The 7800-nt window shown below is 67.1% G+C and carries 9 protein-coding genes; 2 read left to right on the plus strand and 7 right to left on the minus strand.

Features of this window, described 5'->3' with window-relative positions:
* From L995_RS29970 to L995_RS29990, 5 genes are all read right to left on the minus strand, one after another.
* The coding region (locus L995_RS29970) for an ATP-binding cassette domain-containing protein (RefSeq protein WP_156136159.1) at positions 1-407 on the minus strand (407 nt) is incomplete at its 3' end.
* Positions 408-427: 20 nt separating this feature from the next.
* On the minus strand, positions 428-1348 hold the full coding sequence (locus L995_RS29975) for a substrate-binding domain-containing protein (RefSeq protein ID WP_047475094.1): 921 nt from the start codon (positions 1346-1348) through the stop codon (positions 428-430).
* A gap of 34 nt (positions 1349-1382) precedes the next feature.
* Positions 1383-2192 carry a DeoR family transcriptional regulator gene (locus L995_RS29980; RefSeq protein WP_047475096.1) on the minus strand — a complete coding sequence of 270 codons (810 nt, stop codon included), beginning with the start codon at positions 2190-2192 and terminating at the stop codon, positions 1383-1385.
* 111 nt (positions 2193-2303) lie between these two features.
* The gene (locus tag L995_RS29985; protein ID WP_016448076.1) at positions 2304-3035 is read right to left on the minus strand and encodes a type 1 glutamine amidotransferase; all 732 of its coding nucleotides are present in this window, start codon (positions 3033-3035) and stop codon (positions 2304-2306) included.
* A 150-nt stretch (positions 3036-3185) separates the two neighbouring features.
* Entirely contained in the window at positions 3186-4097 is a 912-nt protein-coding gene (locus L995_RS29990) for a DMT family transporter (protein ID WP_017404677.1), read from the minus strand.
* Positions 4098-4111: 14 nt separating this feature from the next.
* Here L995_RS29990 and L995_RS29995 point away from each other — a divergent pair, with 14 nt between their 5' ends.
* Positions 4112-4681 (plus strand): helix-turn-helix domain-containing protein, encoded by a 570-nt coding sequence (locus L995_RS29995; protein WP_026062195.1) that lies wholly within the window; start codon positions 4112-4114, stop codon positions 4679-4681.
* A gap of 45 nt (positions 4682-4726) precedes the next feature.
* Here the strand turns inward: L995_RS29995 and L995_RS32600 are convergent, their stop codons facing one another.
* The gene (locus tag L995_RS32600) at positions 4727-5146 is read right to left on the minus strand and encodes a hypothetical protein (RefSeq protein WP_082001662.1); all 420 of its coding nucleotides are present in this window, start codon (positions 5144-5146) and stop codon (positions 4727-4729) included.
* 260 nt (positions 5147-5406) lie between these two features.
* On the opposite strand from L995_RS32600, the gene L995_RS30000 reads away from it, so the two are divergent.
* Entirely contained in the window at positions 5407-6627 is a 1221-nt protein-coding gene (locus L995_RS30000; RefSeq protein WP_047475098.1) for an MFS transporter, read from the plus strand.
* 187 nt (positions 6628-6814) lie between these two features.
* Here the strand turns inward: L995_RS30000 and L995_RS30005 are convergent.
* On the minus strand, positions 6815-7800 hold a 986-nt coding region (locus L995_RS30005; RefSeq protein ID WP_082001663.1), incomplete at its 5' end, for a fibronectin type III domain-containing protein.

Raw genomic sequence — 7800 nt, forward strand, 5'->3', positions numbered from 1 at the left:
AGTGCGCGGCGGTCCACGCAGCCGGCCCGCTGCGGGAGCCGCGCGGCAAACAGGTTGTCCGCCACGCTGAGGTTGGGCGCCAGGCTCAGCTCCTGGTGAACGATGGCGATGCCGTGGCGCTGCGCATCGCCGGGGCTGCCGAGCCGGGCCTGGGCGCTGGCCACCAGCAGCTGTCCGCCATCGGGCCGGTGTACGCCGGCCAGGATCTTGAGCAGGGTGGATTTGCCGGCCCCGTTCTCGCCCAGCAGCGTGTGCACCGTGCCTGCGCGCAGGCGGAAGGAAACGCTTTTGAGCGCCTGCACGGCGCCGAAGGATTTGGCCAGCGCCCGGGCTTCGAGCATGGGGGGCGGCGCAACGGCGGCGAGCATGGCACGGCCTGGGTGGCTGTGTGCAGTGGGGCCTGGCATGGCGGGCTCCGCAGGTTCATTTACCTGGCGGCAGCCGTGTACACGCCGGGCAGCACGGGGTGGAGTTTTTCCACCGGCTTGCCCGACAGCAATTGCGCGGCAAGGGCCACGGATTGCAGTCCCAGCTGGTCGGGGTACTGGCGGATCACGCCCACGAAGGCCCGTTCGCGGTCCACGGCTGCGCGGGCCTCGGCCATGCCGTCAAAGCCCACGATCTTCACCTGCTCCAGCTTTCTGGCGGCCTTGACGCTGGCCAGCGCGGCCAGGGCCGCATCGTCGCCAAAACCGAAGATGCCTGCCAGGTCGGGGTGGGCCTGCAGCATGTTCTGCGATGCGGACAGGGCCTCGGCGCGTGTGATGCCGGGTTGTACCGAGACGATCTTCATGCCGGGGAAGGCCGCGATGGCCGACTTGAAGCCCTCCACGCGATCGACCACGGACTGTATGGACGGGTAGTGCAGCACCCCGATCTGGCCCTTGCCACCCGTGGCTCGGACCATGAGCTGGCCGGCGAGCACGCCGCCGGCGCGGTTGTCGGTGGCTACGTGCGAGGCCACTTCCACCCCGCTGGCCGCAATGTCCACGGTGATCACGGGTATGCGGGCGGCGGCGGCCTTGAGCACGGCGGCCTTGACGCCGCGTGAATCCACGGGCGACAGGATGATGGCATCGACCTTCTTGCTGACGAAGTCCTCCACATCGGAGATCTGCTTGCCCAGGTCCTGGTTGGCAATGCTCAGGTCCAGCTTCAGCCCCTGCCGCGCGGCTTCCTGCTGCATGGCCTGGGCCAGCTCCAGGTAGAACGGGTGCTGCTGCGTGAGCAGGGACACACCGATGGTGCGCGCGGGGCCGGGGCCCGGCTGTGCAAGCGCCGGGCTGGCCGGCAGGCCGAATGTGAATGCGCCGGCCAGCATGCGCCGGAGAAACGTGTTGCGGTCCATGGCGGTCTCCCTCCCTCTGTCGTTGTGGAAAAACTCAGCTTCTGGCGAACTCGATGCGGCCCTCGGCCTTGTGGGTGGCCTGCAACCGGTGGCGTGCCAGCAGATCGAAGGCGCCGGGCTCCATGTCCTGGTGCGCGCACAGGCCGTCGAGTTGAGCGATGTCGCAGACCGGGTGTCCGCCCGAGGTGCTGTCCAGATCCAGTGCCAGCGCCACGGCCTTGGCGCTGTGCTCCACGGCTGCCGCGTAGAGCCGCGCGGCGCCCGGGTCGCGGCACAGCAGGCGGTTGCGCTCGTCGATGCCGCAGATCTCGAATAGGCAGATGTCCAGCGGCCGGCCGCGCAGGCCCGTTTCAGCGCCGGGGCCGATGAGGCAGGGCTCGTCGCCGGCCAGCGAACCGCCCGTGACGTGGATGGCGCAATCGAGAAACTGCCGGGCCGTCGCCACCATGGACAGGTCGTGCAGCGTCAGCGCAATGCCCTGGCGGCTGGCCAGCAGCGGCAGCACGCGGTGGGTGATGCGGCCACCGCCAAGAAAGACGGACGCATCGTCTTCAATCCAGCCCAGGGCGCCCTGGGCCACCTGGGCCTGTGCCGGGCCTTGTGCGGCGGCGTGGGCGCCAGGCAGCTCGGCCGCCGTCTTGAGCAGGGCCGGGTTGTAGCGCGCCTTGCCGAAGGCGCGCACCACATAGCCCTGCTGCTCCAGGTAGTGCAGGTCGTTGCGGATGGTGACGGTGGAGACGCCGAAGAGCACGCTCAGCGCCTCCACCCGCACCTCGTCGGTCTTGCGCGCCAGCTCCACGATCTGCAGCCTGCGCTTGAGTGAACTGTTGCCTTGTTCCTGCATGGATTCTTTCGATTCGAAAGTTTTCTATTTCGTATCGAAAGTTTCCCTGCACGCAAAAGCTGCGTCAAGCGCACCCAGGGTATTCACCAGGGATTGCCTGGCCTGGAAGGTTTACCGGCTGGCCGCGCTCAGGGGCACGACCACGGGCCGCTGCAGCTGTGACGTCCAGGCACGGTAGGTGCGGTGGGCCAGGGCATGCAGCACGGGAATGCGCAGGTCCAGGTGGCGCAGGATCTCGCTCTCGGTCTGCGCCGCGGGGCCGCGTGCGCGCAGCAGCTCGTCATGGCCTTCGGCGCACCAGGCAGCCACGCTGGCGGCGGTCACTTCCATGTGGCCCTGGAATGCCCAGTGCCGGCCGTGGCGAAAGCCCTTGTTCAGGCAATGGCTGCCGTACATGGTGCGCACGGCGCCGCGCGGGATCTCGAAGGTGTCGTAGTGCCAATGGAAGATCGTGGCCTCGCGCGGCAGGTCCATGAGCTGCTGGGCGGCGGCCGTCACCCAGATGCGGCTCCAGCCAATGTTGGGGCAGGGGTTGCGCCAGACCCTGGCGCCCATGGCGCGCGCCAGCATCTGCGCGCCGAAGCAGTGGCCGAGCACGGGAACGTCATGCCGCAGCGCGTCGGCCAGCAGGGACTGTTCATCCTCCATCCAGGGCAGGCCCTCGTTGACGCAATGGTTGCTGCCCAGCACCACGATGCCGCTGTAGTCGGCGGCATGCACAGGGGCTCTTCCATCGAGGGCGGGCTGCAACATTCGGTAGGGAATGCACTGCTGCTCCAGGTGTTCACGCAGAACGCCGGGGCCCTGGGTGGATTCGTGCTGGAGGATGGCGACAGGTCTCATGGCGGCGCGGCTTCATCGGGAAGCCATTTGTTGTGAGGCCTTGACTCTAGGGACGGCTGCCTCAAGGTCGGATTGTGTTTGCGCACAACGCCATCAAGGCCGCATCAAGGCAGCACCGGGACAGCACCACGGATGTCGCCCCCGTCCCTCTCAAGCCGTGGATGCTCCAGCCTTGCGCCGGCTCCATTTCAGCTCGCTGACCAGCACCCCGCCCACGATCAGCACTGCCCCCAGGATGGCCAGCCCCGGCAGCCGGTCGCCGGCCATGCGTCCCACGATGCCGGCCCAGACCGGCTCGCTGGCATAGATCACGGTCGCACGCGTGGGCGACAGGGACTTCTGGGCCCAGTTCATGGTCAGCTGGATCAGGATGCTGGCGCAGGCCATGGCCACGGCGGCCGTCAGCCAGATCCACGAGAAATCCGGCACCGACTCGCCAGCCACGGGCATGGCCAGCAGCGCCATGGTGCCGGCCGCCAGCAACTGCACCGTGGTCACGCGCCGCGCATCGACCTTGCCCGCAAAATGCCCGATCAGGAGCACCTCGGCCGCAATCGCCAGCGTGCTCAGCATGGTCGCCATCTCGCCCACGTTCAACTCCATTCCCCCGGACTCGGGCCCCGCCACCAGCATCAGGCCCGTGAAGGCCAGGCCGATGCCTATCCAGCTCATCAATCGCGGCGGCTTGCCCATCACCAGCCATTGCAGCAGGGGCACGATGGGCACATACAAGGCGGTCAGAAACGCCGACTTGCTGCTGCTGATGGTCTGCAGCCCGAAGGTCTGCAGGCCATAGCCCAGAAAGATGCTGGCGCCGATGGCCGTGCCTGCGACCAGCTCGGTGCGCGTGAGCCCGGCCATGACCTTGCGGAACACCAGCAGCCCGATCAGACCCGCCGTGACGAAGCGCAGGCCCACAAAGAACAGCGGCCCGCTGTGCTGCATGGCCAGATGAACCACGAGAAAGGTGCCGCCCCAGACCATGGTGACGGCGATCAGGGCCAGCTCCTGCCGGCTGAGCAGCGGCGTGCGGGAACTGTGAGAAGATGACGTGTGCAACATATTGCGCAGATCATATGAGAAATATATTGCACAGCGCTGGCGAGCGCTCCGATGTCCTGGCTTTCGTCAGCGAAAACCTGCGCCGCCTGCGCCAGCGTGCAGGATTGAGCCAGGCGGCCCTGGCCGAGGCCGCAGGCCTGAGCCGGCGCATGGTCGTGCAGCTGGAAGGCGGCGACACCAACATCAGCCTCTCCAGCCTGGACCGGCTGGCCGACGCGCTGGGCGCCAGCTTCATAGAAATCGTCAGCGACCCGGCCGCGCAGCGCCTGCGCATGGACGCCATGGCCTGGCGCGGCACCCGGCCCGAAAGCCAGGCCATGCTGTTGGGCAGCGTGCCCGCCACGCGCGAGGCCCAGCTGTGGTCCTGGTCCCTGGGCCCCGGCGAACGCTACCAGGCCGAACCCGACCCGGAAGGCTGGCACGAGATGATCGTCGTGGTCGAAGGCCGCCTGCTGGTGGACCTGAGCGAAGGCCCCATGACGATTGAAGCGGGCGACTACGCCATCTACGGCAGCGCCCAGGACTACGCCTACGTGAACCTGCACGAAGGCGTAACGCGGTTCATTCGGAATGTGATCTCCTGAGGGCGCTGCAGCGGTCTGTGCCGTGCTTTGAGCAAGGCGCTGTCGTCAGTGAAATACGGTGGCCTGCGTTGCCGCTTCAGACTGAAGCGGTGCATACACAGCGCGGACTACCAAAGGATCTGTGCTGCGCAAATCAAAGGAACGGGCAAAGCCGCAGATCGACTCGCCGTTGCGGGTGGCGGCAAGCGCCTGCAGTCTGGTTTTCTCGCGGTTGTTCGACCATGCTCCGCAACTGACCAATGCAGTGACTGTGAGAGCTGTGGCAGCCGGATGAGCCACGGAAAGAGTGCCTAGGGCGCACGCCAAGATTGCAATGAGGCTCCAGAAAGCCAAGCGCTGCAAAACGCCGGGCACGGTGCCCGGTACCGTGCGGGCGAGGGAAGCTGTCGGCGAGAAGATCTGCGCATGGAGAGAGTGCAGCCCGTGAACGGATGCAGGAAGAAAACGATTCTTCGTGGCGATCATAGATGTGCAGCGGCTGGGCGCAAGGAGGCATGGATTGCCACAGGCGATGGTTTGGTGACCCGCCTCGCCCCAGCCCATGCACCCTTGCGGCCGTCCCTCTGAACAACGCCTTGTCTCCCATACACCGGCTATGGAATGCTGCCGGCCTTGCAGGTGCGCCGTCCTTGCAATTTCGCTCTTTGCCCTGTATTCCTGGGGTTGATACCTAATGTCTAAGCATGTATAGACAACTAAAGTCATCCCATACCAAGGAGATGCAAATGAGGCGAGGCAGACTTTTCCGGGGCTGGTACATCGTGGGCGCCGTCCATGTGCTGCTGGCGCTGATCTTTGGCGCGGCCTATTCGTTCGGGGCGTTTTTTGCCAGCATCCAGACCCAGTTTGGCGCCAGCAGTTTTTCCACGGCCTCCATCTTTTCCCTGACTGCCCTGATCTACTACGGCGTGGGCGTGTTCTCGGGGGCCTGGAGCGACAGGACGTCGGTACGCACCGTCACCTCGGCCGGCATCGTGTTGCTGGCGCTGGGCTTTGTGGCCAGCAGCCTGCTGTCCTCATCGCTGGTGCTGTTCCTGGGCGCCTTCTGCATTCTGGTCGGCCTGGGCGTGGGCCTGGTGTATGTGCCCGCCGTCTCCACCATTGCGCGCTGGTTCGTGCTGTGGCGCAGTTCTGCCTCCGGCATCGCGCTGGCGGGCACCGGGCTGGGCACGCTGCTCGGCCCCGTGGTGGCGGGCGCACTCATGGAGCACCTGTCCTGGCAACTGACCATGCAGGTATATGCCGCAGCCATCGCACTGACTGGCCTGGCGGCGGCGGCGGTCCTGCGCGGCCGGCCTGAGGAGCTGGGGCTGCATCCCGACGGCGTGCCGCCTTCGGGTGACCCTGCCGCCGGGCAGTCCGCCCAGGGCATGGACCTGGCCCAGGCGGCGCGGCAGGCCCGTTTCTGGTGGTATTTCGCGGCCATCTTTCTGGGCTCCATCGGCCTGTTCCTGGCGCTGATCCACATCAACCCGCTGGCACGCCAGCAGGGGTTGTCTGTCGCTCAGGCCAATGGGCTGATCGGGCTGATCGGCGTGGGCAATGTGCTGGGGCGCCTTGCGCTGGGCCGGCTGGGCGACAGGATGGGGGCGCTGCGCTTTCTGTTGGTGCTCACCGTGTCCCTGGCAGTGCTGTGCGGGCTGTGGGCCATGGCGCGAGGCTCCGTGGCACTGGCCGGTTTCGCGCTGGTGTTCGGCGCGGCCAACGGCGGGTGCATCGCGCTGTATCCCGCCGTGGCCGCCACTTGGTTCGGCACGCGGAACCTGGGCGCCATTTTGGGTGCGCTGTATGTGGCGGTCGGTATCTCGGCCATGGCCGGGGGCAGCCTGGCGGGCTGGCTGTTCGATATCTGGGGTGGCTACACGCCGTCCATCCTGCTGGCGGGAGCCAGCGCTGCGCTGTCGGCCCTGGCGGTGTGGCGGGCCGAATGCGCTGGGCGCGGTTAAGAAAAGCCTTGGGCAGCAGGCATGGCTCACAGGGATGGCGTCTTGCCGCATTCCCAGGCGATACGGGCTCTGCGAACGGCCGTCGCCGCACCTGCGCCGAAGGCGGCCTGCGCTCTTCATGCAAAAGGCCCTGGCTCTTGCGAACCAGGGCCTGCCAAGCTGCCAAACAGCCAGGGCAGCTTGCGCGTCAACGCCGTGCCGTGAACACCTTCCTGCTGCGCAGAGCCAGGCCTCCCAGCAGCCCGGACAGCATTGCGAGCGCCCATCCACCCAGCGAGGGAATGGCCTGCGCGCCGCCGGGTGCCACTGCAGCCACCACGGGAACGAACGGATCGCTGACGGTGCCCGTGGCCGGGTTGGTATCGCCCAGACCGTTGTCGGTGATGGTGTAGCTGACCGTGGTGCGGGCAGCGTTCAGGACCACGTTCAGCGAGGTGGCCGCATTTGTGGGGTCGAACCAGCCTCCTGCTCCGTCGGGCTTGCGGAACTGCACGCCCACGGGCAGCGGGCTGGGGTAGACCAGGGTCATCGTCACGGCGCCCGTGCACTGCTCGGCCGTGAAGGCGAATTGGCCGTTGGGCGCCTGCAGGCCTGGCGGTGTGGACGCTGCAGGGCCGAAGCCGCCGGTGGCCTGCAGCGTGCAGGTGGCACCGCCGCCGGACAGCGTCGCTGTTGGCGTGCCGGACATGCCGGGCACGCTGCCTGGTGCGCCCATCAGCTCCAGCTTTCGCGGCGTGGCTTGTACCGCTGCGGAGTCCGCGCTGGTCTGTGCGCCGTTGGTGGCCTTGACGGTGAAGTTGTAGACAAATCCATTTGTCAGACCCGTCACGACGATGGGCGATGCCGTGCCCGTCTGCGTTGTCACGGCGGGTGCACCGGGTGCCGCCACTGGCGTGGCGGTCACGGTGTAGCCGGAGATGGGTGCACCGCCGCTGCCCACGGAGGCTGTGAAGTTCACCGTGGCCTGGGCGTCTGCGGCAGTGACGGTGCCGATGACGGGGATATCAGGCGCGATGGCGTTCACGGCAAAGCTCTGCGTGACCTGGGGTGCGGCGCTGATGGCGGCATCGCCGGCCTGGTCGGCTGCAATGGTGCAGGTGCCCGCGCTCACGAAGGTCAGCGCGCCTGTCGGAGTGACGGTGCATACGCCGGTGGTGGATGACGTGAAGGCCA

The sequence above is a fragment of the Delftia sp. ZNC0008 genome, assembly GCF_000799035.1.
GTDB classification, from domain to species: Bacteria; Pseudomonadota; Gammaproteobacteria; order Burkholderiales; family Burkholderiaceae_C; genus Comamonas; species Comamonas tsuruhatensis.

Excerpts from the sequence above, each read along its gene's own strand:
- L995_RS29995 (WP_026062195.1), top strand. The coding sequence starts at position 4,112 with ATGAGAAATATATTGCACAGCGCTGGCGAGCGCTCCGATGTCCTGGCT.
- L995_RS29975 (WP_047475094.1), bottom strand. The coding sequence starts at position 1,348 with ATGGACCGCAACACGTTTCTCCGGCGCATGCTGGCCGGCGCATTCACA.
- L995_RS32600 (WP_082001662.1), bottom strand. The coding sequence starts at position 5,146 with ATGATCGCCACGAAGAATCGTTTTCTTCCTGCATCCGTTCACGGGCTG.
- L995_RS29980 (WP_047475096.1), bottom strand. The coding sequence starts at position 2,192 with ATGCAGGAACAAGGCAACAGTTCACTCAAGCGCAGGCTGCAGATCGTG.
- L995_RS30000 (WP_047475098.1), top strand. The coding sequence starts at position 5,407 with ATGAGGCGAGGCAGACTTTTCCGGGGCTGGTACATCGTGGGCGCCGTC.
- L995_RS29985 (WP_016448076.1), bottom strand. The coding sequence starts at position 3,035 with ATGAGACCTGTCGCCATCCTCCAGCACGAATCCACCCAGGGCCCCGGC.
- L995_RS29990 (WP_017404677.1), bottom strand. The coding sequence starts at position 4,097 with ATGTTGCACACGTCATCTTCTCACAGTTCCCGCACGCCGCTGCTCAGC.